Origin of the sequence: Streptomyces sp. NPDC088097 (assembly GCF_044741845.1) — a bacterium.
GTDB lineage: Bacteria > Actinomycetota > Actinomycetes > Streptomycetales > Streptomycetaceae > Streptomyces.
Genome location: NZ_JBIUTJ010000006.1, coordinates 185,381 through 207,449 on the forward strand (window position 1 = coordinate 185,381; position 22,069 = coordinate 207,449).

Here is a 22,069-nt window from a genome sequence, read left to right on the forward strand (position 1 = left end):
TAGCGACGCGACGAAGGAGCGCCCTTGAGGGACCGGACCGGCACGGAAGGACAGTGGACTGGCGGGAAACCCCCAAACGTTCCGAGAGCCCGCCCGACACGCACCCCGCCGAGGTTCCCCCGCAGCCCCCGCCCCCCCCGCCCCCCCTACTCCCCCGGCCCCGGCCCCGTCGAGCCCCTCACCACCAGTTCCGGCTGGAAGACGTACTCGGTGCGCTCCACCGGGGTGCCCCCGATCGCCTCCAGGAGCGCGCCCACCGCGGCCGTCGCCATCGCGCGGACCGGCTGTCTGACCGTCGTCAGCGGGGGGTCCGTGAAGGCGATGAGGGGGGAGTCGTCGAAGCCGACCACCGAGACGTCCTCGGGGACGCGCAGCCCCCGCTCGCGGGCGGCGCGGATGACTCCGAGCGCCATCATGTCGCTGGCGCAGACCACCCCCGTGCAGCCCCGGTCCAGCAGGGCGCCCCCGGCCGCGTGGCCGCCCTCGACGGTGAACAGGGTGCGCTGGATCAGCCCCTCCGCCTCGGCCGAGGGGACGGCGGCGAGGAAGCCCTGCTCCTTCCTCGCCGAGGGGACGTAGCGGGTCGGCCCGATGGCCAGGCCGATCCTGCGGTGGCCCAGTTCCTCCAGGTGCCGCACCGCCATGTCCGCCGCCGCCCGGTCGTCCGGGGAGACGAAGGGGGCGCTGATGCGCTCGTTGAAGCCGTTGATCAGCACGAACGGCACCCCCCGGTCGGCGAGGCGCCGGTAGCGGGCCGGGTCGGCGGCGGCGTCGGCGTGCAGGCCCGACAGGAAGACGATCCCCGTGACCCCGCGTTGCTCCAGCTGCTCGACCAGCTCGTCCTCGGTGGCGCCGCCCGGGCTCTGCGTGCAGAGCACCGGCGTGTACCCGTGCCCGGCCAGGGCCTGCTCGATGACCTGGGCGAACGCCGGGAAGATGGGGTTGGTCAGCTCGGGGATCAGCAGCCCGACCAGACCGTTGCTGCGCCTCTTGAGCCGTACGGGGCGTTCGTAGCCCAGGACGTCCATCGCGGCCAGCACCTTGCGTCGGGTGCCGTCCGCCACCCCCGGCCTGCCGTTCAGGACGCGACTGACGGTCGCTTCGCTGACCTGGGCCTGCGCGGCGATGTCGGTGAGGCGCAGCGGGTTGGTCACACCTGCCACCACACCGCGCTGTCGGCCGGGAGGACGTCCGGGTCCGCGAGGGGTGTGCTCGCCAGCAGGACGGTGCCCGGCGCGGGCAGGGGTACGGGCTGCGCCGTGGTGTTGACGGTGCAGACGAAGCCGGCGCGACGGAAGGCCAGTACGCCGGCGGGGGTGTCGAGCCACTGCACCGCGTCGCCGGCGCCGAGTTCGGGCCGCTCGCGGCGGAGCCGGAGGGCGGAGCGGTACAGCTCCAGGGTGGAGTCGGGGTTCCCGGTCTGCGCGGCGACGCTCAGACCGGCCCATGCGGCCGGCTGCGGGAGCCAGCTGCCGCCGGTGCCGAAGCCGTACGGGGCCTCGTCGCCGGACCACGGGATGGGGACGCGGCAGCCGTCGCGGAGCCCGTCCTGACCGTTGGCCTTGAAGAACGAGGGGTCCTGGCGCACCTCGTCCGGCAGGTCGGTGACCTCGGGCAGGCCGAGTTCCTCGCCCTGGTAGACGTACGCGGATCCGGGCAGGGCCAGCATCAGCAGGGCGGCGGCCCGGGCACGGTCGAGGCTGCCCAGGCGGGTGACGTGGCGGACCACGTCGTGGTTGGACAGCACCCAGGTGGTCGGGGCCCCGACGGGCCGCATCGAGTCGAGCGAGTCGTCGATAGCGGCGCGCAGCGCTTCGGCGTCCCAACCGGTGTTGAGGTAGTGGAAGTTGAAGGCCTGGTGCAGTTCGTCGGGGCGCAGGTAGAGCGCGGTGCGGTCGGCGCTGGGGGTCCAGGCCTCGGCGACGCCGATGCGGTCTCCCGCGTACTCGTCGAGCACGGTGCGCCAGGAGCGGTAGATGTCGTGGACGCCGTCCTGGTCGAAGAAGGGCAGGACCTGGTTGCCGAGCAGCCTGAGCTGTTCGTCGCGGCCGAGGTCGGGCAGGCCGGGGGCCTTGACCAGGCCGTGGGCGACGTCGATGCGGAAGCCGTCGGCGCCGAGGTCGAGCCAGAACCGCAGGATGGAGCGGAACTCGTCCTGGACGGCGGGGTGTTCCCAGTTGAAGTCGGGCTGCTCGGGGGCGAAGAGGTGGAGGTACCACTCGCCGTCGGCGACGCGGGTCCAGGCGGGGCCGCCGAAGATCGACTCCCAGTCGTTGGGGGGCTGCGCGCCGTCCTCCCCCCGGCCCGCACGGAAGTGGAAGCGCTCCCGCAGCGGGCTGCCGGGTCCCTCCCGGAGTGCCTGCTTGAACCATTCGTGTTGGTCGGAGCAGTGGTTCGGGACGAGGTCGACGATGATCCGCAGGCCCAGGGCGTGCGCCTCGCGGATCACGGCGTCGGCGTCGTGGAGGGTGCCGAACATGGGGTCGATGGCCCGGTAGTCGGCGACGTCGTAGCCCGCGTCGGCCTGCGGGGAGGCGTAGAAGGGGCTCAGCCAGACGGCGTCGACGCCCAGTTCCTTGAGGTAGGGCAGACGGCTGCGGATGCCTTCGAGGTCCCCCATGCCGTCCCCGTTGGAGTCGGCGAAACTGCGCGGATAGACCTGGTAGATCACCGCTTCTCTCCACCAGCCGGGCAGGGTGCCGGTGGGGGTGGAGGGACTTTCGGCGAGGTGCTGGGTCATGTCGTCCTTGGAGAGATCGGGCCGGTACGGAGGTGCGGGCGCGGGTGGTCAGCCCTTGGTGGCGCCCGCCGTCATGCCGGCGACGAGGTGACGCTGGGCGAAGAGGAAGAAGACGGCTGCCGGGATCGCGATGAGCACGGAAGCCGCGCTCATGGCGCCCCAGTTGGAGGTGTACTGGGTGACGAAGGTCTGGAGTCCGCCGGCCAGGGTGAGGTTCTCCTCGCCGACCATGAAGGCGGAGGCGTAGGCGACCTCGCCCCAGGCGGTGATGAAGGCGTAGAAGCCGGTGACGGCGAGGCCGGGCTTGGCGAGGGGGAGGATGAGTCGCCAGAAGGTGCCGAAGGGGTTGAGTCCGTCGACGCGGCCGGATTCGTCGATCTCCACCGGGATGGTGTCGAAGAAGCCCTTCATCATCCAGGCGCAGAAGGGCACGGCGATGGTGAGGTAGGTGATGATCAGGCCGAGGGGCTGGTTGAGCAGCCCGAGGTCGCCCATCAGGTTGTAGAGCGGGACGATGAGGATGGCCATCGGGAACATCTGCGTGATGAGCAGGGTCCACATCAGGGGCTTCATGCCGGGGAACTTGAAGCGGCTGACGGCGTATCCGGTGGTGGCGGCGATGAAGACGCCGAGGACCGTGGTGACGCCGGCGACGAGGACGGAGTTCGCGAACCAGGCCAGGAAGTGGCTGTCCTCCAGCAGGTACCGGTAGTTGCCGAGGCCCGGTTCCTTCACGAAGTCCGTGCTGATCGCGTACTTCGCGGGCTTGAGGGAGGTCAGCAGGATCCACAGCACCGGGAAGACGGCGATGACGGAGGCGACGAGGAGGGTCAGGTGCAGGCCCGCGGACGCGAGCGGTGAGCGACTGCCGCGCACCCGACCGGTCTTGCCCTTCCCGGTCCCGGCGGTCCCGGCGACCGGGGTGGTCCCGTCGCTCTCGATGGTCACGGTGATCTTGGTGTTCACGTCGGGCTCGGTGGTCACGTCGGTCACCACACCTCTCCCTGCTTGCGCAGCGAGCGCCGGTAGACCAGCGCGAAGATCATGAGCAGGGCGAGGATGAGGACGCCCCAGGTCGCGGAGCCGGCGAAGTCGCGCGGGCTCGCGACGAAGGCCTCGCGGAAGGCCTGGGTCACCAGGATCTCGGTGGAGTCCCCGGGCCCGCCCCGCGTCAGCAGGAAGATCACCGGGAACATGTTGAAGGTCCAGATGGTGGAGAGCAGGATCACCGTCATGCTCACCGCGCGCAGTCCGGGCAGGGTGATGTGGCGGAAGCGCTGCCAGGGGCTCGCCCCGTCCATCTCGGCGGCCTCGTACAGCTCGCCGGGGATCGACTGGAGGCCGCCGAGCAGGGCGACCATCATGAAGGGGACGCCGAGCCAGACGTTGACGGAGATGACGGCGACCTTGGCCCAGGTGGGGTCGTCGAGCCACGGGATCGCCGGGATTCCTCCGCCGTCGAGGATCTTGTTGAGGATCCCGTTGTCGCGGTTGAAGAGGAAGCGCCAGGCGAAGACCGAGACGAAGCCGGGTACGGCCCAGGGCAGGATCAGCGCCATGCGGTAGGCGGCGCGGCCCCGGAAGTCCCGGTTGAGCATGGTGGCGAGGGCCATGCCGAGGGCGAAGGTGACGGACACGCACACCACGGTCCAGGTGACGGTCCACACCAGCCGCTGCCAGAAGACGGGGTCGCCCAGGACGGTCGCGTAGTTGTCGAGTCCGACGAACTCGTACGTGGCCTCGATGTGGCGGACGCCGATGGTACGGCCGACGTTGCGCTCGTTGGCGTCGGTCAGCGACAGGTAGACGCCGCGCACGAGCGGCCAGCCGATGATCACGCCGAGAACGAGGACCACCGGGGCGATCATGGTCCAGGCGTACCAGTGCGTGGCGACGGCCCGGCCCAGGCGGCCGGGGCCGCTTCGGGGGCTCGTGCCGCCGGGGTTTCCTCTGGCCGTCGTGCGGCTGGGGCCGCGGGCGGCGCCGGAGTCCTTCCCGGCGTCCGCGCCCGCGGCCTGCGCCACCGACCGGCTGGTGTCGGCAGACATCGTTGCTACTACTTCCAACCCTTGAGGATCTTGCGGAATTCGGCGCCGGCCGCCTTGGCCGCGTCCTCGGGGCTGGAGGCTCCGGTGACGGCCTTGGTGTACTCGACCTTGAGGGGCTCGAAGAGGGAGCCGTTCTCCGGGATCCAGGCGCGCTCGACGGCCTTGTCCACGGCCGGCTTGAAGAACTGGACCATCTCGCTGGACTTGACGTCCGGCTGCTCGTACGCGGCGGTGCGCGTCGGGAGCAGGCTCAGCTCCTTCGCGGACTGGACCTGGACCTCCTGCGAGGTCATGTAGTCGACGAAGGCGTGTGAGGCGGCGAGGTTCTTGGAGCCCGCGTAGACGGCGAGGTCGTGGCCGCCCTGCGGGGCGCCCGCCTTGACGGAGCCGGCCGCGACGGCGGCGACGCCGAGGTTGGCCTTGTCCTTGAACTGGTCGCCCGCGTAGCTGTCCGCGACGGCCCAGGGGCCGTTGATCATCATGGCGACCTCCCCGGACTTGAAGGCGGTCTGCATGTTGGTCCAGCCGTCGGTGGCGTTGGTGACGGCGGCGCCGGAGGTGACCAGGTCGCGGGCGGCCTTGAAGGCCTTGACGCCCGCGGCGTTGTCGACGGTGACCGTCTTGTTCTTGGCGTCGACCAGGTCGCCGCCCTCGCCGTAGATGAAGGGGAGGAACCAGTAGGAGTCGTCGCCGCGCAGGTAGAGGCCGGTCTTGCCGGTCTTGGCCTTGATGGCGGCCGAGGCGGTCTTCAGCTCCTCCAGCGTGGTGGGCGGCTGGACCCCGGCGTCGGCGAGCATCTTCTTGTTGTAGAAGAGGCCGAGGGTGTCGATGACCTGCGGGACGGCGAAGGTCTTGCCCTCGAACTTGCCGCTCGCGGCGGCCTGCGCCAGGAATTCGGCGTCGACCTTCTTCGCGGTCTCGGCCGGGACCTCGTCCAGGTAGCCGAGGGAGGCGAAGTCGGCGACCCAACCCACGTCGGCGCGGATCACGTCGGGAGCCTGGGAACCGCTGTTGAACGCGTTCTTGACCTTGTTCTGAGCGTCGCCGTACGGCACGTTGACGTACTTGACGGTGACCTTGGGGTGCTTCGCGGTGAAGCCCTCGGCGATCTTCTGGAAGCTCGCCTTCTCGGCCTCGTTGGAGGTGTCCCACCACGTGACCGTGCCGGAAAGCTCTCCGCCGGCGTTGTCCGCACCGTCGTCCTTGGTGTCACCGCCGCAAGCCGTCGCCGCGAGCGCCAGGGCCGCGACCAGCGCGGTGGCCGCTATGCCACGCCGCATATGAACTCCTTCGATGATCCCGGCCGCTTCCTCGCGGTCCCGAGTTGCCGAGAACGTAACAAGCCTGAAAGCCGACCGAAAGACCTTGCGGGAAGTTTCTGCAAGACGAGGCGATCGTTACATCCGTGTGTCCCTACGGTTGCCGCAGCTTGCTGTTGTTCCAGGCACCTTCGAGCCCACGGGCCCGCAACCAGGGGGCCCGCGGTCGCGTTGACCCCGATATGACCCACGAGTTGACGGCGACATCCCTTGCAAGCGCTTCCAGCAACGCCACCGGGAACGGCGGCTGGTGGCGCGATGCCGTCATCTACCAGGTGTACGTGCGCTCCTTCGCGGACAGCGACGGCGACGGCGTCGGGGACCTGCGCGGGGTCCGCGAGCGGCTGCCGCACCTGGCCCGGCTCGGGGTCGACGCCGTGTGGCTGACCCCCTTCTACGTCTCCCCCCAGGCCGACGGCGGCTACGACGTCGCCGACTACCGGGCCGTCGACCCCCTCTTCGGGACCCTCGCCGACACCGACGACCTCGTCCGGGCCGCGCACGCCATCGGGCTGCGGGTCATCGTGGACGTGGTCCCCAACCACACCTCCGAGCGCCACCCCTGGTTCCGGGCGGCCCTCGCCGGCGAGCCCGGCGCCCGCGAGCGCTACCTCTTCCGGCCCGGCCGGGGCGCGGACGGGGCCGAGCCGCCCAACGACTGGGAGTCCGTCTTCGGCGGACCCGCCTGGAGCCGGGTGCCCGACGGGGACTGGTACCTCCACCTCTTCGCCCCCGAACAGCCCGACCTCGACTGGGAGCACCCCGAGGTCGCCGAGGAGTTCGCGTCGGTCCTGCGCTTCTGGCTGGACCTCGGCGTCGACGGCTTCCGGGTGGACGTGGCCCACGGCATGGTCAAGGCCCCCGGCCTGCCCGACATCGGCCGGGGCGCCCAGGCCACCCTGATCGGCACCGAGCCGCTCCCCTTCTTCGACCAGGACGGGGTCCACGAGATCCACCGCTCCTGGCGGCGGCTCCTGGACTCCTACGGGGACGGACGCATCGGGGTCGCCGAGGCCTGGGCGCCGACCTCGGAGCGGCTCGCCCTGTACGTCCGGCCCGACGAACTCCACCAGGCCTTCAACTTCCGCTTCCTGACCTGCCCGTGGGACCCGGAGGCGATGCGCACCGTCATCGACGAGTCCCTCGCCGCCACCGCCTCGGTGGGAGCGCCCACCACCTGGGTGCTGTCCAACCACGACGTGGTCCGTCACGTCACCCGGTACGGCGGCGGGGCGCGCGGGCTGGCCCGGGCGCGGGCGGCGGCCCTGCTGATGCTGGCGCTGCCCGGGTCGGCGTACGTCTACCAGGGCGAGGAGCTGGGCCTGCCCGAGGTGGCGGACCTCCCCGACGAGCTGCGCCGGGACCCGGCCTTCCACCGCTCCGCCGGACAGGACGGGCTGCGCGACGGGTGCCGCGTACCGATCCCGTGGGCCGGCGGCGGGGCCCCGTACGGCTTCGGGCCGGGCGGGAGCTGGCTGCCGCAGCCGGCGGACTGGGCCGGGCTGACGGTCCAGACGCAGACCGGCGATCCGCACTCCACCCTGGAGCTGTACCGGGCGGCGTTGGAACTGCGCCGCGCGCTGCCGGGGCTGGGCGCCCCGGAGGCGGGGCGGGAGCTGCCCGGCAAGCGGGACCCGTACGGGATGCGCTGGCTGCCCGCTCCCGAGGGGGTGCTCCTCTTCACCCGGCCCGGCTTCGCCTGCACCGTCAACACCCGGGGCGCGGTGGTGGAACTCCCCTCCCCCGGCCGGCCCGTGCTGTCCAGCTCTCCGGTGGCGACGGACGGGCGCACGGTCCGGCTGCCCGCCGATTCCTGCACGTGGTGGGCAATCTGAACGTGCGACCGGTACAGTCCCATCCCGTGACCGCACGGCTAGCCGACATCGCAGCCCAGGCGGGGGTCAGCGAAGCCACAGTCAGCCGCGTGCTCAACGGCAAGCCCGGTGTGGCCGCGGGCACCCGTGAATCCGTGTTGGCCGCCCTCGACGTGCTCGGCTACGAGCGTCCCGTACGACTGCGCCAGCGCAGCGCGGGGCTCGTCGGCCTGATAACGCCCGAGCTGGACAACCCCATCTTCCCCGCGCTCGCGCAGGTCATCGGCCAGGCCCTGACCCGGCAGGGGTACACGCCGGTGCTGGCCACGCAGACGCCCGGCGGGTCCACCGAGGACGAGCTGACCGAGATGCTGGTGGACCGGGGGGTCTCCGGGATCATCTTCGTGTCCGGGCTGCACGCCGACACCACCGCCGACATGGGCCGCTACGACCAACTGCGCGGCCAGGGCGTCCCGTACGTCCTCATCAACGGTTTCTCCGACAAGGTGCGGGCCCCCTTCGTCTCCCCCGACGACCGGGCCGCGATGCAGCTCGCCGTGACCCACCTCAGCGCGCTCGGGCACACCCGGATCGGGCTGGCGGTCGGGCCCAAGCGGTTCGTGCCGGTGCTCCGCAAGATCGAGGGCTTCCGGCTCGGGATGAAGGAGCGGCTCGGGCTCGACGAGGCCGAGTCCGAGGAGCTGGTGCAGCACTCCCTCTACACCCTGGAGGGCGGGCAGGCCGCCGCGACGGCGCTGATCGCCCGGGGGTGCACGGCGATCGTGTGCGCCAGCGACATGATGGCGCTCGGCGCGATCCGGGCCGCCCGGCAGCAGGGGTTGCGGGTGCCGCAGGACGTGTCCGTGGTCGGCTTCGACGACTCTCCGCTCATAGCGTTCACCGATCCGCCGCTGACCACCATCCGCCAGCCCGTGCAGGCGATGGGACAGGCGGCGGTGCGGACCCTGCTGGAGGAGATCGGCGGTACGCCGGCCCCGCACAGCGAGTTCGTTTTCCTGCCGGAGCTGGTGGTGCGGGGGTCCACCGCCTCGGGCCCGGGGCAGCGTCGGGGAGCTTAGGGCCCGTCCTGCGGGTGCGGGGTCGTCCGCAGGGCTGACCGGAGGCGCCGAAGACCGTCCCGAGGGATGATCGAAGGCGATATCCCATCTGGCAGACTCTCTCCCCATGGGTGAATCGAGCGTGAAGACACTGGAAACCCGGACGGACGTCTCGTCACCCACTGTGATCGAGGAAACGGGCCGCCCGGGGTCCGAGCACGCTCTGCTCCCCCGGCTGCGCGCCCCGCGCCGGCCGCGGATCTGGTTCGAGGTCCTGCTGATCGGGGTCAGCTACTGGATCTACTCGCTCATCCGCAACGCGGTGCCCGAGCAGAAGGCGGCCGCCCTCGCGAACGCCGACTGGATCTGGAGCCTGGAGAACAGCCTCGGCATCGCCGTGGAGCAGTCCGTCAACCACACCGTGAACTCGGTGACGTGGCTGATCGTGGGCATGAACTATTACTACGCCACCCTCCACTTCATCGTGACCATCGGTGTGCTGGTGTGGATCTACCGTTTCCACCCCGGGCGTTACGCGGCGACGCGGCTGATCCTCTTCGCGACCACGGGCGTGGCCCTGCTCGGCTACTTCTTCTATCCGCTCGCGCCGCCGCGGTTGATGAACGGGCAGGACTTCGTCGACACGGTGCTGGTCCACCACACCTGGGGTTCCATGGCCTCGGGCAACCTCAAGCACATGTCGAACCAGTACGCCGCGATGCCGTCCATGCACATAGGGTGGTCGCTCTGGTGCGGGCTGACGATCTTCGCGGTCGCCTCCGCCCCCTGGGCCCGGATCCTGGGCCTGCTCTACCCGACGGCGACCCTGATCGTCATCGTGGCCACCGCCAACCACTTCTGGCTGGACGCCGTGGGCGGCATGCTGTGCCTCTCCTTCGGCTACGCCGTCTCCCGCGCCTGGTACGGATCGCTGCCGCACCGGCTGCCGCGCCACCCGCTGCACACCGGTCCGCACCCCTTCTCCCGCGCGCTCGACCGCTTCCGCCGCTAAGGGCTGTCCCGTAATCCCTGGTGGGCCCGGAGGTTCTAGACCCCCGCGTCGCGGTGCGTGATGCGGCCTCCCGACACCGTCAGGCGTACGGGCGCCTGCGCCAGCTCGTCGGGCGCGGCCGTGACCGGATCCAGGGCCAGCGCCGTGAGGTCCGCCCGGTAGCCGGGGGCGATCCGGCCGGCCACCGCCTGCTCCCCCGCCGCGAGCGCCGCGTGCGAGGTCATCCCCTCCAGTGCCATCAGCCCGGTCAGGGCCCGACCCGTCGAGGCCGCGCCGCGGGGGCTCAGGGCGGTGGCGAGCACCTGGCGGGCGTCGTGGTGGGCGATCGGCCAGTCGGAACCCAGGGCGAGGACCGCGCCCGCGTCGCGCAGGTCCCGGCAGCGCCAGGCCCGCGCGGCCCGTTCGTCGCCGAGCCGCTTGGACCACTCGTCGGTGTGGTCGGCGCGGGTGTAGGCGGTGTGCGGGGGCTGCATCGAGGCGGCCACCCCGAGCCGGGCGAACCGCGGGAGCTGGTCGTCCGGGACGGTCTCGATGTGCTCGATCCGGTGCCGCCCGCGGGCCCGCTCGCCGAGGGAGGCCACGGTGTCCAGGACGTGCCGGACGGCCGCGTCGCCGATGGCGTGGGTGGCGGTGGGCACCCCGGCGGCGTCGAGGACCCGTACGGCGTGGGCGTAGGCCTCGGGGTCGGGCCAGAAGGCCTCGGTGCCCCGGCCGTGGCAGTCGGCGTGCTCCAGCCAGGCGGTGCCGCCCTCGACGCTGCCGTCCATGAAGAGCTTGACCCCGCCGACCTCCCAGTGGCGGCCGGCCTTGCCCTGGAGGGCGATCAGCTCGCGCAGGGTGTCCTCGTCCGCGCCGGGCATGCACCAGGGGGCCAGACGCAGCCGGAGCGGCAGGTCGCCCTCGTACTCGACGGTGGCCAGGAGCGCGGGCACGTCCTCGCCCAGGTCCATGACGTGGGCGCCGGTGAGGCCGCCGGCGGCCATGTCGGAGAGCAGGGCGAGGAGGCGGGCGCGGCGTTCGGCGGCGGGGGGCTTGGGGGCGAGGGCGCCGACCAGCTCCATGGCGGCGTGCTCGATGAGGTGGCCGGTGGGCCGCCCCTCGGCGTCGCAGACGATCTCGGAGCGCTGGGCGAAGGCGCGGGGGCCGGTGACTCCGGCGGCGGTGAGGGCCGAGCCGCTCGCGAGGGCGGAGTGGCCGTCGTAGAGGCGCAGGAAGGCGGGGGCTCCGTCGAGGGTGTCCTCGATCAGTTCGCGGTGGACGGGTCGGCCGCCGAAGGCGTTGTGGTCCAGGCCCCAGCCGAGGACCCAGCCGCCGGTCCGGGGGGCCGCGCGCAGGGCGGTGCGCAGGCCGTCGAGGTCGCGTACGGCGCTGAGGTCGGCGCCGGCGGCCATCTCGACGCCCCAGACGGGGTGGCTGTGGGCGTCGGTGAGTCCGGGGGTGAGGGTGGCTCCGCCGAGGTCGACGACCTCGGTGTCGGGGCCGCTCCAGTCGCGTACGTCGCTCTCGGCGCCGACGGCGACGATCTCACCACCGAGGAGGGCTACCGCCCCGGCTTCGGGGCGGTCCGGGTCGAGGGTGCGGACGCGGGCTCCGGTGAGGACGGTGTCGGCAGCGGGCACGGCGCTTCTCCTTGTGCGGGGGCGGGGGTGGGGGTGGTGGGGTGCGCGAGGTCTTCCTGCGCGGGCTCTTCCTGCGCGGGCTCTTCGCCGAATCGGGCGTAGACCTCGGGGCGGTGGGTCTTCAGGCGCTGGGCGAGGCCGAGGCCGAGGAGGAAGACGGCGGGGACGAGGGCGACCAGGACGGTGTTGACGGTCGGGGAGGCCAGGGTGAAGAGGTCGACCTTGGACACGACGAGGAAGATCGCGACGGTCAGCAGGACGGCGGCCGTGACGGGCGCGATCAGGGTTCGCCAGGGCCCCTCGGCGTGGGCGGTGCGCCGGAAGTAGACCGGTACGGCGAGGGCGGCGAGCAGCATCAGGGCCATGAGGCCGATCATGCCGGGCGTGTTCACCCACAGCAGCAACTGCTGGTACGGGTCGGCGCCGGCGAGGGCGAAGCCGAGGACTATGACGGCGCCGAGGACGGTCTGGACGGCTCCGGCCAGGTAGGGGGAGCGGTGGCGGGGGTGGACGCGACCGAGGGCGGCCGGCAGGACGCCTTCCTCGGCGAGGGCGAGGGCGTAGCGGTTGATGGCGTTGTGGAAGGCGAGGAGGGAGGCGAGCACGCTCGTGACGATGAACAGGTGCATCAGGTCGGCCGCCCAGGGGCCGACGTAGGTGGTGATGGCGGTGAAGAAGAGGCCGCCGGGGTCTTCGCCGGCGGCGGCGACGACCTCTTCGGCGCCGAAGGCCTGGATGACCGTCCACACGACGAAGGCGTAGAAGAGACCGAGGAAGGCGACGGCGATGTAGGTGGCGCGGGGGATGGTCCGGTCGGGGTCGCGGGCCTCGCGGCGGTAGATGACGGTGGACTCGAAGCCGGTGAAGGCGGCGAAGGCGAAGGCCAGGACGGCCGCGGTGCCGGGGACGAGGACGGCGGTGGGGGTGAAGCTCGCGGCGGAGAGGCCGTGGGCGCCGCCCTTGATCAGGACCCCGCCGGCGAGGAGGACCAGGATCCCGGTCTCGGCGACGAGCAGGACGCCGAGGAGCTTGGCACCGAAGTCGATGGAGCGGTAGCCGCCGTACCAGACCAGGAGGAGACCGGCGAGGGAGACGGGCAGCCAGGGGATGTCGAAGCCGGCGAGGGCGCGGCCGGTGTCGGCGGTGGTGGTGCCGAGGAGTCCGTAGACGCCGATCTCCATGCCGTTGTAGCCGATGAGCGCGAGGAGGGCGGCGCCGATGCCGACGCGCTTGCCGAGGCCGCGGGTGATGTAGGCGTAGAAGGCGCCGCCGCTCTTCACGTGGCGGCTCATGGTGGTGAATCCGACGGCGAAGACGGCAAGGGTGATGCCGGCGAGGAGGTACCCGGCGGGGGCGCCGATGCCGCCGAGGACGATCGCGACCGGGGCGACGCCGGCCATGACGGTCAGGGGGGCGGCGGCGGAGACCACGAAGAAGGAGATGTCGGCCGTGCCCAGGGTGGCGCGACGCAGGGTGGTTCCGGTTCTGTGGAGCTCTGGCGTTTCGGGCATGCGGAGGAGGCACCCTTCTGCGAACGGCAGGCGGCGGGGACGCGAAAACCTAAAGGCTTTCGGTTTGCGGCAATGTAGCCTCCGGTTTTGGCGTACGGGAAGACCTTGACGAGGGAGAGAATCGATGGCACGGCCGCGCACCCCCCTGCTCGACCGGGACCGCATCGGCGCCGCCGCGCTGCAATTGCTGGCCGAACAAGGGGAGTTCAGCGTTCCGCAAATCGCGCGGGCGCTGGGGGTGCAGACCGCCTCGCTGTATCACCACGTGGACGGCCGGGCGGCGGTGGTGGAGCTGGTGCGCGGGCGGGTCTGCTCGGCGGTGGACGGATCGGCGCTGGAGCTGGAGCCGTGGGACCGGGCGCTGGAGGCGTGGGCCCGTTCCTACCGGGCCGCCTTCGCCGCCTACCCGCGGGCGATCCCGCTGCTGATGACCACCCCGGTGCGGGCCCCGGAGGTGCTCGCGCAGTACGAGCGGGCGGTCGCGATGCTGCGCGGGGCGGGCTTCCCGGAGGAGCGGGTGATGGCCCTGCTGACGGGCCTGGAGAACCTGGTCCTGGGCTCGGCGCTGGACCTGGCGGCCCCGGCGGAGATGTGGGAGCCCTCCCCGCACACCCCGCTGCTGGCCTCGGCCCTGGCGGCGGGAGGCCCGGACCGCGCGGACGCGGCCTTCGACCTGGCCCTGACCGCGTTCCTGGCGTACGCGGGCACCCTGCGGGGCGGGGCGTAGCGGGCCGGCCGGGCGCGGGGGCGCAGCCGCAGGCCCGCAGGCGCAGGCAGCAGCCACAAGCGCAGGTCGCAGGTGCGGGCCCGCGGGCTCAGTTCGAGGCGCGGCGGGCGAGGTTCGCGCGCAGGGACGCCAGGCGGGCGATCTCGGCGTCGAGGGCGGCGAGCCTGCGCTCGACGACATCGGATCCCCCGCCGTCCGGCGCGGCGGGGTCGCACCGCGGCGGCGGGTCCTGGGCGAGCAGGTCGAGGTGGTCCGCGCGGACCCGCAGGTCCTCGACGGTCAGCCCGACGGCCGGCAGCCCGCGGATCACGCGGACCCGGGCGATCTCGGCGGGCCCGTAGACGCGTTGGCCGGACCCCGTCCGGGCGGGCGGGGCCAGGAGCCCGCGCTGTTCGTAGAACCGCAGCGCCCTGGGCGTCGTGCCCGCCGCGGCGGCGGCCTCGGCGATCCGCATCCCCGCACCCTTCCCGTCCCCGTACCGCGGGGGCCGGGCCCCGGCCCCCGCGCCTACAACTCGACGACCACGGCACCGAAGTGCCTACCGTCGATCATCTCCCGCAGCGCGGCCGGCGCGCGTTCGATGCCCGGGATGCGGACGTGGGGGAAGGTGATCTCGCCCGCGCGGAGCCAGTCCCCGAAGCGGTCCGTCCACCGCGCGTCCACGTCGGGGTGGTCCGCTCCCGCGTACCCGCGCAGTGACACGCCCTTGGCCAGGAGGCGGAACGCGTCGATCTCCACCGGGGCGCTGCCGCCGGCCCGGTCGGCCGCCATCTGCCCCGACAGCGCTCCGACCAGCGCGAACCGCGCGCCGTGGCGGGCCGCGCCGAGGGCCGCCACCAGGTGGTCGCCGCCGACGGTGGCGACGAGCCTGACCTCTCGGGAGGTGCGGGGCAGGGGTGCGCTCACGTGCGGGCTCCTGGGGCGGGCAAGGGCGACGGCCGTCCGCCGCCGGGGTGCGGTGACGCTGACCCCTGACGCGCGGGTCAGGGTCAAGCCCCGCGCGCCGGGGTTCGGGGCCGCGGCGGAGCCAACCGGGCAGGGACAGGGAGAACCGAAAGCCCAACTGTCTGAAAACCGCTGGTCGGGGCGTTAAACATCGATTGGGGCAAGATCACCGCTTTGAGGTAATGGCCGGCTCTTCTCAGGGCCGAGCGGTCGAACCGGCCGTTACGGTGCTCCCGGATCTGGACGGACTGCCCGGGTTTTCCCTGCTTTCCCTCCCCTCCACCGGTGACGCGCACGTGAGTACGAAGGAGAGCCCCGGCCGATGACCGTGGACACCAGCCCGGACACCCAGCAGGAACCGCAGCGGAGTCTGGGCACGGCCGCTGCCCGCAACCTCGCCACGACGACCAAGTCCGCCCCGCAGATGCAGGAGATCACCTCCCGCTGGCTGCTGAAGGTGCTCCCCTGGGTGGAGACGTCCGGCGGCACCTACCGGGTGAACCGGCGGCTGAGCTACACCGTCGGCGACGGCCGGGTCGAGTTCGTACAGGACGGCTCCCGGGTCCGGGTCGTCCCCCGCGGGCTGGGCGAACTGCCCCTGCTGCGCGGGTTCGACGACATCGACGTGCTGACCGCGCTCGCCCGGCGCTGCGTGCAGCGCGACTTCCACGCCGGCGAGGTGCTCGTCGAGCGCGGCGCGCCCGCCGACCGGATCCACCTGATCGCCCACGGCCGGGTCGCACAGGCCACCGTCGGCCGGTACGACGACGAGGTGTCCGTCGCCGTCCTCGCCGACGGCGACCGCTTCGGCGAGAACGCCCTGCTCGACGCGGAGGCGACCTGGGACCACACCGCCACCGCGGCGACCGCCGGCACCCTGCTCACGCTCACGCGCGCCGAGTTCGACTCGGTGCTGTCCAACGCTCCCGGGCTCCGGGCCCACCTCGACGGATTCCGCTCGCTCCCGCGCCGGCCGCAGAACAAGCACGGCGAGGCCGAGATCGCGATGACGGCCGGCCACACCGGCGAGCCCGCGATCCCGGGCACGTACGTGGACTACGAGCTCCACCCGCGCGAGTACGAACTCTCCCTCGCCCAGACCGTGCTGCGGGTCCACACCAGGGTCTCCGACCTCTACAACGGCCCGATGAACCAGACCGAGGAGCAACTGCGGCTCACGGTCGAGGCGTTGCGCGAGCGCCAGGAGTACGAGCTGGTCAACAACAAGGAGTTCGGGCTCCTCCACAACGTCGCCTTCAAGCAGCGGCTCCAGACGCACTCCGGCCCGCCGACCCCGGACGACCTCGACGAGCTGCTGTGCCGCCGGCGCGGCTCCAAGCTGTTCCTGGCGCACCCCCGGACGATCGCGGCGATCGGGCGCGAGTTCAACAAGCGCGGGCTCTATCCGGACCACGTCGACCTCGGCGGGCAGCAGGTCCCGGCCTGGCGCGGGGTGCCGATCCTCCCCTGCGGCAAGATCCCGATCAGCAAGGAGAACACCAGCTCGATCCTGGTGATGCGTACCGGCGAGGCCAACCAGGGCGTCGTCGGGCTGCGTCAGACCGGCCTGCCGGAGGAGTACGAGCCCGGGCTGTCGGTGCGGTTCATGGGGATCGACGAGCAGTCGATCGTCTCCTACCTGGTCACCACCTACTTCTCCGCCGCCGTCCTGGTGCCCGACGCGCTCGGGGTCCTGGAGAACGTGCAGATCGCGCGGCGCAACGACTAGGGGGTGCGCCCGGCCGGCGCCCGTAGCCGGCTGCCGGTAGCCCCCTCCCCGGCCCCACCGGGCCGGGGAGGGTGACCTTCGCGCGCCCTCCCGACCCGCCCCGCCCTCCCCCAAGGAGTCACGGATGCCCGATTCCGGGCCTTCCCCGCTGAGTTCCGCGCCGCCCTTCGTCCTGCCCACCGCCCCGGCTTCGGTCCTGCCCGCGGCCCCGGCCGCGGCCCCTACTTCGGCCGCTGCCCCGGCTCCGGCCCCCGCCCTGCCCGCCGCCCCCGCTCCGGCCCCGGCTCCGGCCCCGGTTCCGGTTCCGGTCGTGCCCCTGCCCCCGGGCCCGCCGTCCCTCGCGGCCCTCCTCGCGGCCCGCGGCCCCGGACCCGCCCCGGCGCCCGGACCCGCCCCCGCCCTGGAGCGGCTGCTGCGCGGCCCCAACGGGTTGGGCACGGCCGGGCTGCACCTCGCCCCGCCCGAGGGGGAAGCCGCGGCCCCGGGTGCGGAGCGCCTCCCGGTCGCCGGGCGGCCCGTGCCGGGCCTCTACCACCACCCGGTGGCGGAGCCCGACCCCGTACGGGTCGCGGAGGTCGGCGAGCGGATCAAGGCGTGGGCGGTGGAGGAGGTCGACCTGTTCCCGCCGGACTGGGAGGACCAGTTCGACGGCTTCTCCGTCGCGCGCTACATGGTCGCCTGCCACCCGGACGCCCCGACCGTCGACCACCTGATGGTCGCCACCCGCTTGATGGTCGCCGAGAACGCCGTCGACGACTGCTACTGCGAGGACCACGGGGGCTCGCCCATCGGTCTCGGCGGGCGCCTCCTGCTCGCGCACACCGCCATCGACCCGCTCCACACCACGGCGGAGTACGCGGCCGAGTGGGCCCTGTCGTTGCACTCCGACGCCCCACGGCGCGCCTACCGCTCGGCCATGGAGTACTTCGTCCGGCAGGCCACGCCCTCCCAGGCCGACCGGTACCGGCACGACATGGCCCGGCTGCACCTGGGATACCTCGCCGAGGCCGCGTGGGCCGAGACGGACCACGTACCGCAGGTGTGGGAGTACCTGTCGATGCGGCAGTTCAACAACTTCCGCCCCTGCCCCACCATCACGGACACCGTCGGCGGCTACGAGCTGCCGGCGGACCTGCACGCCCAGCCCGCCATGCAGCGGGTGATCGCGCTCGCCGGAAACGCGACCACGATCGTCAACGACCTGTACTCCTACACCAAGGAACTCGCGAGCCCCGGCCGGCACCTGAACCTGCCCGTGGTGATCGCCGAACAGGAACGTCTCTCCGACCGCGAGGGCTACCTGAAGGCCGTCGAGGTCCACAACGACCTCATGCACGCCTTCGAGTCCGAGGCCGCCGAGCTGGCGGCCTCCTGCCCGGTCCCGAGCGTGCTGCGCTTCCTGCGGGGCGTGGCCGTGTGGGTCGACGGCAACCACTACTGGCACCAGACGAACACCTACCGCTACAGCCTCCCCGACTTCTGGTAAGGACGGATCCATCCGTGACCAACACCGAGCTCACCACCGCCCCCACCTCCGCGTTCATCCCCTCGCCGGCGACGCCGTACCAGGGTGACATCGCCCGTTACTGGGACGGTGAGGCCCGGCCGGTGAACCTGCGCCTCGGCGACGTGGACGGTCTCTACCACCACCACTACGGCATCGGTGACGTCGACCACGCGGCCCTCGGGGACACGAACGACAGCGCGTACGAGAAGAGGCTGATCTCCGAGCTGCACCGCCTGGAGTCGGCCCAGACCGAGGTCCTCCTGGACCACCTGGGCGCCATCGGGCACGACGACACGCTCGTGGACGCCGGCTGTGGCCGCGGCGGATCGTCGGTCATGGCCCACCAGCGGTTCGGGTGCAAGGTCGAGGGCGTGACCCTGTCGGCCAAGCAGGCCGAGTTCGCGAACCGGCGCGCCCAGGAGCTCGGCATCCAGGACTCCGTCCGCGCCCGGGTCTGCAACATGCTCGACACCCCCTTCGAGACGGGGCAGGCCGCGGGCTCGTGGAACAACGAGTCGAGCATGTACGTCGACCTCCACGACCTCATGACCGAGCACGCCCGCATCCTGGGCGTCGGTGGCCGCTACGTGACCATCACCGGTTGCTGGAACCCCCGCTACGGCCAGCCCTCGAAGTGGGTCTCGCAGATCAACGCGCACTTCGAGTGCAACATCCACTCCCGCCGCGAGTACATGCGCGCCATGGCCGACAACCGCCTCGTCCCGCAGGCCGTCGTCGACCTGACCGCCGCGACCCTGCCCTACTGGGAGCTGCGGGCCACCTCGTCGCTGGTCACCGGCATCGAGGAGGCGTTCATCAACTCGTACAAGGACGGTTCCTTCCAGTACCTGCTGATCGCCGCCGACCGCGTCTGACCGGCCCTACGGGAGGGCGCGCGAGCGCCGTCGAGGGGGCGGGACCGTCGTACCGTGACGGTTCCGCCCCCGTCGGCGTGTCCGGACTCCCGTGGAGTCGGCGCGTCTCAGCCCCCGTAGAACAGCTCGTCCACGACCGCGCGGGCGCGGCGGGTGATGCGGCGGTAGTCGTCGAGCATCTCGCCGACGCGGCCCTCCTGGTAGCCGAGGTAGCGGCCGACCGCCGCGAGTTCGCGGGCCTCGGAGGGGAAGGTGTCGCCGGCGCGACCGCGGACCAGCATGACGGCGTTGCGGACGCGGGTGGCGAGCACCCAGGCCTCGTCGAGGATCTGGGCCTCCTCGGTGGGGATCAGCCCGGCGGCGTGGGCGGCGGCCAGGGCCTCGCGGGTCCGGGTGGTGCGCAGGCCCGGTTCGGCCCAGGCGTGGCGCATCTGGATCAGCTGGACGGTCCACTCGACGTCGCTGAGGCCGCCGCGGCCCAGTTTGGTGTGCAGGGTGGGGTCGGCGCCGCGCGGGAGCCGTTCGGACTCCATGCGCGCCTTGAGCCGGCGGATCTCCCGGGCGGCGTCCTCGCCGATGCCCTCGACGGGGTAGCGCAGCGGGTCGATCAGCTCGATGAAGCGGGCGCCCAGCTCGATGTCACCGGCGACGGGTTCGGCGCGCAGCAGGGCCTGGCTCTCCCAGGTCAGGGACCAGCGGCGGTAGTAGGCGGCGTACGAGGGCAGGGTGCGCACGAGGGGGCCGGAGCGGCCTTCGGGGCGCAGGTCGGCGTCGATGAGGAGCGGCGGGTCGGTGGTGGGCAGCTGGAGGAGCCTGCGCATCTCGGCGATGACGCTCTGGGCGGCCTTGGCGGCCTCCTGTTCGTCGACCCCCTCGCGGGGTTCGTGGACGAACAGGACGTCGGCGTCGGAGCCGTAGCTCAGCTCGTGCCCGCCGAAGCGGCCGACGCCGATGACGGCGAACCGGGTGGGCAGGACGTCGCCGAACCGGCTCTGGACGGCTGCGCGCAGGGCTCCGGCGATGGTCGCGGCGGTCAGGTCGGAGACGGCTCCGCCGACCCGGTCGACGAGGGCTCCGTGGTCCTCCTCGGCGGGGCTGTCCTCGGTTCCGTAGGAGCCGATGATGTCGGCGGCGGTGGTGCGGAACAGCTCGCGGCGGCGTACCCCGCGGGCGGCGGCGACGGCGGCCTCGGGGTTCTCGGCGCGCCCGACGGCGGCGAGCACCTCCTGTCCGAGGGCTTCGGGCGTACGGGGCTGGAGGCCTTCGGGGTCGCCGAGCAGGGCGACGGCCTCGGGGGCGCGCAGCAGCAGGTCGGGGGCGAGGCGTCCGGCGGACAGGACGCGGGCGAGGTTCTCCGCGGCGGCGCCCTCGTCGCGCAGCAGGCGCAGGTACCAGGGGGTCTTGCCGAGGGCGTCGGAGACCTTGCGGAAGTTGAACAGTCCGGCGTCCGGGTCGGCGGAGTCGGCGAACCAGCCGAGCATGACGGGGAGCAGGGTGCGTTGGATGGCGGCCTTGCGGCTGACGCCCGAGGCGAGGGCTTCGAGGTGGCGCAGGGCGGCGCCCGGGTCGGCGTAGCCGAGGGCTTCGAGGCGTTGGCCGGCGGCGCGCGGGGAGAGCCGGGTCTCGCCGGGGGTGAGCTGGGCGACGGCGTCGAGGAGGGGCCGGTAGAAGAGCTTCTCGTGGAGGCGGCGGACGACGGAGGCGTGCCGGCGCCAGGCCTTGTTGAGTTCGGCGACGGGTTCGGTGCGCAGGCCCATGGAGCGGCCGAGGCGGCGCAGGTCGTTCTCGTCCTCGGGGACGAGGTGGGTGCGGCGCAGCCGGTAGAGCTGGATGCGGTGTTCCATGGCGCGCAGGAAGCGGTACGCGTCGGCGAGCTGGGCGGCGTCGGTGCGGCCGACGTAGCCCCCGGCGGCGAGGGCCTGGAGGGCGTCGAGGGTGGTGCCGGAGTGCAGGGTGGCGTCGCTGCGGCCGTGCACGAGCTGGAGGAGCTGGACGGCGAACTCGACGTCGCGCAGTCCGCCGGGGCCGAGCTTGAGTTCGCGGTCGACCTGGGCGGCGGGGATGTTGTCGACGACGCGGCGGCGCATCTTCTGGACGTCGGGGACGAAGTTCTCCCGTTCGGCGGCCTGCCACACGAGTGGGGTTATGGCGTCGATGTACTCGGCGCCGAGTTCGGAGTCGCCGGCGACGGCGCGGGCCTTGAGGAGGGCCTGGAACTCCCAGGTCTTGGCCCAGCGCTGGTAGTAGGCGAGGTGGGAGGCGAGGGTGCGGACGAGGGGGCCGTTGCGACCTTCGGGTCGGAGGTTGGCGTCGACGGGCCAGATGGTGCCCTCGACGGTGGTCTCGGAGCAGATCCGCATGAGGTGGGAGGCGAGCCGGGTGGCGGCCTGGACGGCCTTGCCCTCGTCGGCGCCGGGGGCCGCGTCCCCGACGAAGATCACGTCGACGTCGGAGACGTAGTTGAGTTCGTTGCCCCCGCACTTGCCCATGGCGATGACGGAGAGCCGGCAGCGGGCGGCGTCCTCGGGGGCGGCGGCGCTCGCGATGCGCAGGGCCGCGCGGAGGGTGGCGGTGGCGAGGTCGGCGAGTTCGGCGGCGGTCTGGGCGACGTCGGTGGTGCCGCAGACGTCGCGGGCGGCGATGGAGAGCAGGCAGCGGCGGTAGGAGACGCGCAGGGCGACGGGTTCGTGGGCGTCGGCGAGGCCCTGTTCGAACTCGGCGAGGCCGGGGTGCAGGTCGGCGGCCTCGTAGGTGACCAGGGCCTGCCAGTCGCGGGGGTGGCGGGCGAGGTGGTCGGCGAGGGCTTCGGAGGCGCCGAGGACTCCGAGGAGGCGGTCGCGCAGCGGCTTGGCGCTGACGAGCGTGTCGAGGAGGAGGGGGCGGTCCTCCTCGGTCTGGGCCTCGGCGAGGCGGACGAGGCCGAGGAGGGCGAGGTCGGGGTCGGCGGTGGCACCGAGGGCGTCGAGGAGCACCGGGTCGGTGCGTACGGCGGCCAGCGCGTCGGCCTCCAGCAGCCGGGAGGCGGTGGAGGGGTCGGTGAATCCGCTGCGGAGCAGCCGGATGAAGGTGCTGCTCCTGCGTCCCGGGACTGTCATCCCGCCGCCTCCCCGCGTGCGTCGTGGCCCGCCGGACCGCCGTGTCCGGCGGTCGTGTGCCCAGTCTGCT

16 protein-coding genes and 1 pseudogene are annotated in these 22,069 nt (G+C 72.6%); 7 read left to right on the forward strand and 10 right to left on the reverse strand.

Translation table 11 applies throughout. From position 1 onward, the window contains the following. Positions 1-146: 146 nt before the first annotated feature. The 5 genes from ACIOD1_RS20365 to ACIOD1_RS20385 form a co-directional block, all read right to left on the reverse strand. On the reverse strand, positions 147-1,163 hold the full coding sequence (locus ACIOD1_RS20365; RefSeq protein WP_401903722.1) for a LacI family DNA-binding transcriptional regulator: 1,017 nt from the start codon (positions 1,161-1,163) through the stop codon (positions 147-149). Continuing rightward, positions 1,151-2,740 carry a glycoside hydrolase family 13 protein gene (locus ACIOD1_RS20370; RefSeq protein ID WP_365613887.1) on the reverse strand — a complete coding sequence of 530 codons (1,590 nt, stop codon included), beginning with the start codon at positions 2,738-2,740 and terminating at the stop codon, positions 1,151-1,153. Before ACIOD1_RS20370 ends, ACIOD1_RS20365 begins: the two co-directional genes overlap by 13 nt. Before the next feature lie 48 nt (positions 2,741-2,788). Then, a complete protein-coding gene (locus ACIOD1_RS20375; protein ID WP_365615003.1) occupies positions 2,789-3,616 on the reverse strand; it encodes a carbohydrate ABC transporter permease in 828 nt (275 codons plus the stop codon). 113 nt (positions 3,617-3,729) lie between these two features. Then, the gene (locus ACIOD1_RS20380; RefSeq protein WP_365613890.1) at positions 3,730-4,788 is read right to left on the reverse strand and encodes a sugar ABC transporter permease; all 1,059 of its coding nucleotides are present in this window, start codon (positions 4,786-4,788) and stop codon (positions 3,730-3,732) included. Between the two features lie 8 nt (positions 4,789-4,796). Further along, positions 4,797-6,068, reverse strand: coding sequence for an extracellular solute-binding protein (locus ACIOD1_RS20385; RefSeq protein ID WP_401903726.1), 1,272 nt, complete (start codon positions 6,066-6,068; stop codon positions 4,797-4,799). Positions 6,069-6,289: 221 nt separating this feature from the next. Between ACIOD1_RS20385 and ACIOD1_RS20390 the strand changes: the two genes are divergently transcribed. The 3 genes from ACIOD1_RS20390 (at position 6,290) to ACIOD1_RS20400 (ending at position 9,991) form a co-directional block, all read left to right on the forward strand. Then, positions 6,290-7,942 (forward strand): glycoside hydrolase family 13 protein, encoded by a 1,653-nt coding sequence (locus tag ACIOD1_RS20390; RefSeq protein ID WP_401903728.1) that lies wholly within the window; start codon positions 6,290-6,292, stop codon positions 7,940-7,942. Between the two features lie 26 nt (positions 7,943-7,968). Further along, positions 7,969-9,000 carry a LacI family DNA-binding transcriptional regulator gene (locus tag ACIOD1_RS20395; protein ID WP_401903730.1) on the forward strand — a complete coding sequence of 344 codons (1,032 nt, stop codon included), beginning with the start codon at positions 7,969-7,971 and terminating at the stop codon, positions 8,998-9,000. Positions 9,001-9,106: 106 nt separating this feature from the next. Then, positions 9,107-9,991 (forward strand): phosphatase PAP2 family protein, encoded by an 885-nt coding sequence (locus tag ACIOD1_RS20400; protein WP_365613902.1) that lies wholly within the window; start codon positions 9,107-9,109, stop codon positions 9,989-9,991. A gap of 35 nt (positions 9,992-10,026) precedes the next feature. On the opposite strand, the gene ACIOD1_RS20405 is transcribed toward ACIOD1_RS20400, so the two are convergent. Together ACIOD1_RS20405 and ACIOD1_RS20410 are read right to left on the reverse strand one after the other, a co-directional pair. Then, complete coding sequence (locus ACIOD1_RS20405; protein ID WP_401903732.1) at positions 10,027-11,610, reverse strand: amidohydrolase; 1,584 nt, start codon at positions 11,608-11,610, stop codon at positions 10,027-10,029. Next, positions 11,532-13,121: an amino acid permease gene (locus ACIOD1_RS20410; protein ID WP_365613908.1), complete on the reverse strand. Its 1,590-nt coding sequence runs from the start codon at positions 13,119-13,121 to the stop codon at positions 11,532-11,534. Before ACIOD1_RS20410 ends, ACIOD1_RS20405 begins: the two co-directional genes overlap by 79 nt. A 124-nt stretch (positions 13,122-13,245) precedes the next feature. Here ACIOD1_RS20410 and ACIOD1_RS20415 point away from each other — a divergent pair, with 124 nt between their 5' ends. Beyond that, positions 13,246-13,848: a TetR/AcrR family transcriptional regulator C-terminal domain-containing protein gene (locus ACIOD1_RS20415; RefSeq protein ID WP_365613911.1), complete on the forward strand. Its 603-nt coding sequence runs from the start codon at positions 13,246-13,248 to the stop codon at positions 13,846-13,848. An 88-nt stretch (positions 13,849-13,936) separates the two neighbouring features. Here ACIOD1_RS20415 and ACIOD1_RS20420 read toward each other — a convergent pair whose 3' ends face one another. Beyond that, the gene (locus ACIOD1_RS20420) at positions 13,937-14,302 is read right to left on the reverse strand and encodes a MerR family transcriptional regulator (protein ID WP_401903736.1); all 366 of its coding nucleotides are present in this window, start codon (positions 14,300-14,302) and stop codon (positions 13,937-13,939) included. A 53-nt stretch (positions 14,303-14,355) separates the two neighbouring features. Then, positions 14,356-14,715 (reverse strand): annotated as a pseudogene (locus ACIOD1_RS20425) (NADP-dependent oxidoreductase); the annotation flags it as partial. 400 nt (positions 14,716-15,115) lie between these two features. Between ACIOD1_RS20425 and ACIOD1_RS20430 the strand changes: the two are divergent. From ACIOD1_RS20430 to ACIOD1_RS20440, 3 genes are all read left to right on the forward strand, one after another. Further along, on the forward strand, positions 15,116-16,522 hold the full coding sequence (locus ACIOD1_RS20430) for a family 2B encapsulin nanocompartment shell protein (protein WP_365613917.1): 1,407 nt from the start codon (positions 15,116-15,118) through the stop codon (positions 16,520-16,522). Positions 16,523-16,646: 124 nt separating this feature from the next. Further along, the gene (locus ACIOD1_RS20435; RefSeq protein WP_401903739.1) at positions 16,647-18,008 is read left to right on the forward strand and encodes a family 2 encapsulin nanocompartment cargo protein terpene cyclase; all 1,362 of its coding nucleotides are present in this window, start codon (positions 16,647-16,649) and stop codon (positions 18,006-18,008) included. A gap of 14 nt (positions 18,009-18,022) precedes the next feature. Continuing rightward, positions 18,023-18,904 carry a geranyl diphosphate 2-C-methyltransferase gene (locus ACIOD1_RS20440; RefSeq protein ID WP_365613923.1) on the forward strand — a complete coding sequence of 294 codons (882 nt, stop codon included), beginning with the start codon at positions 18,023-18,025 and terminating at the stop codon, positions 18,902-18,904. 107 nt (positions 18,905-19,011) lie between these two features. On the opposite strand, the gene ACIOD1_RS20445 is transcribed toward ACIOD1_RS20440, so the two are convergent. Beyond that, the gene (locus tag ACIOD1_RS20445; RefSeq protein WP_401903742.1) at positions 19,012-21,999 is read right to left on the reverse strand and encodes a bifunctional [glutamine synthetase] adenylyltransferase/[glutamine synthetase]-adenylyl-L-tyrosine phosphorylase; all 2,988 of its coding nucleotides are present in this window, start codon (positions 21,997-21,999) and stop codon (positions 19,012-19,014) included. Between the last annotated feature and the right edge of the window lie 70 nt (positions 22,000-22,069).

Excerpts from the sequence above, each read along its gene's own strand:
- ACIOD1_RS20370 (WP_365613887.1), bottom strand. The coding sequence starts at position 2,740 with ATGACCCAGCACCTCGCCGAAAGTCCCTCCACCCCCACCGGCACCCTG.
- ACIOD1_RS20380 (WP_365613890.1), bottom strand. The coding sequence starts at position 4,788 with ATGTCTGCCGACACCAGCCGGTCGGTGGCGCAGGCCGCGGGCGCGGAC.
- ACIOD1_RS20385 (WP_401903726.1), bottom strand. The coding sequence starts at position 6,068 with ATGCGGCGTGGCATAGCGGCCACCGCGCTGGTCGCGGCCCTGGCGCTC.
- ACIOD1_RS20390 (WP_401903728.1), top strand. The coding sequence starts at position 6,290 with ATGACCCACGAGTTGACGGCGACATCCCTTGCAAGCGCTTCCAGCAAC.
- ACIOD1_RS20400 (WP_365613902.1), top strand. The coding sequence starts at position 9,107 with ATGGGTGAATCGAGCGTGAAGACACTGGAAACCCGGACGGACGTCTCG.
- ACIOD1_RS20410 (WP_365613908.1), bottom strand. The coding sequence starts at position 13,121 with ATGCCCGAAACGCCAGAGCTCCACAGAACCGGAACCACCCTGCGTCGC.
- ACIOD1_RS20415 (WP_365613911.1), top strand. The coding sequence starts at position 13,246 with ATGGCACGGCCGCGCACCCCCCTGCTCGACCGGGACCGCATCGGCGCC.
- ACIOD1_RS20420 (WP_401903736.1), bottom strand. The coding sequence starts at position 14,302 with ATGCGGATCGCCGAGGCCGCCGCCGCGGCGGGCACGACGCCCAGGGCG.
- ACIOD1_RS20430 (WP_365613917.1), top strand. The coding sequence starts at position 15,116 with ATGACCGTGGACACCAGCCCGGACACCCAGCAGGAACCGCAGCGGAGT.
- ACIOD1_RS20435 (WP_401903739.1), top strand. The coding sequence starts at position 16,647 with ATGCCCGATTCCGGGCCTTCCCCGCTGAGTTCCGCGCCGCCCTTCGTC.
- ACIOD1_RS20445 (WP_401903742.1), bottom strand. The coding sequence starts at position 21,999 with ATGACAGTCCCGGGACGCAGGAGCAGCACCTTCATCCGGCTGCTCCGC.